At 60.7% G+C, this 1,248-nt stretch carries 1 protein-coding gene; it reads right to left on the bottom strand.

Features of this window, described 5'->3' with window-relative positions; translation table 11 throughout:
• Positions 1–68: 68 nt before the first annotated feature.
• The coding region (locus AAAB16_RS10390) for a hypothetical protein (protein WP_340663256.1) at positions 69–1,248 on the bottom strand (1,180 nt) is incomplete at its 5' end.

The following is a 1,248-nucleotide window of genomic DNA, read 5'->3' as shown; positions in this document are numbered from 1 at the left end:
GCTGCAAAAACCTCCGTCATCCCCGCGCAGGCGGGGATCCACAATCGCCAGTCGTACAAAGTCCTTTGTCACTCCGCAGACTTGAGCAGCGGCGTGTCCAGCACCTTCGAAGCCCCACCCAGCACATCCTCGCTTACGCTGATGAAGTCCTTGGTGCTGACCCCATCCATGCGCATCAAGCCCTGGCTCACATCATCCAGTGAGCGCTTGTTGCCGGTGCCTTTGCGAATTTCGCGGTCGAGGTCTTGCAGCAGCAACACCGCCCGCGCCGTGGTGCGGCCACTGGCGCTATCACCACGCAACGTAGTGACTTTGCGGCTCCATTTTTTCAGGTCGTCGTTTACGGCTTTGTAGCGCTCTTCGCTCATGCCGCCAGCACGGTGCACCAGCTCAATGGCGTAGTACTCAGCCAGGCCTTCGCTGATCCAGTCACTCTGGTCGGTGTCGCGAATCCGGCTGAATACATGGACCAGTTCGTGCACCAACGAGCTGGTGCCGTTTTCGCTGACCAGGGGCCGGTCGCTGTGCATAAACAGCGAGTTCGACGCCGACAGGCCGCCGCGCCACATCGGGTTGCCCGCCCCGACCACTAACAACTTGGCCGGGTCGCGCGGGAATACGGTCTGCACCTGCGGCCAAACAAACGTCAGCATCGTCAGCACATCCATACGGCGCATACCCTCGCCCACCGGCGCGGCGACGGTGACTTCGGTTTCGCCCAACTTGGCGCGACGGGTGCCAATTTTGCCGGCGAGAATCCAACCAGTCGGGCGGTCAAACAGGCGTGAGGGGTTGTCGATACGAAAGCGGTTTTTGCCGATGCGTGGCCAACCGGTTTCCACACTTTTCCAGCCTTTGGGCAATTCGAATTGCAGGCGCGAAACCAGTTCGGTGCCGTCGTGTTGATCAAGCTTGGCGCTGGGCACCAGGTCGTCGCCGCGCAGTAATGCCCAATCGGCGGTCATGCGTGCGTCATAGCTGGTGGCTTTGCCTTCGGCGGCAGGCCGTGGGTGGTTGATGCGCACGCGGTAGGTAAGGCTGGTTTTACCTTTGCCGGGTTGCCATACACCCTGCTGTTTTTCCCCGGCTTGCGCGGCGCCGAGCTGCCACGTGCCGTCGGTTTTAAAGTCGCTGTAATAGCCTTTTTTGCCCAGATCAAAACTCAAACTGCGTACCGCTTCGCCCTCTTCCAAGGCCAGGCGCACCTCGGCCTGATCGCTATCCGGGAGGAAACGCACGGTGTAATCG

Origin of the sequence: Pseudomonas sp. (genome assembly GCF_037994325.1) — a bacterium.
Taxonomy (GTDB): Bacteria; Pseudomonadota; Gammaproteobacteria; order Pseudomonadales; family Pseudomonadaceae; genus Aquipseudomonas.
Note: the sequence above shows the minus strand (reverse complement) of the source record. Positions and strands in the feature narration are given on the sequence as shown.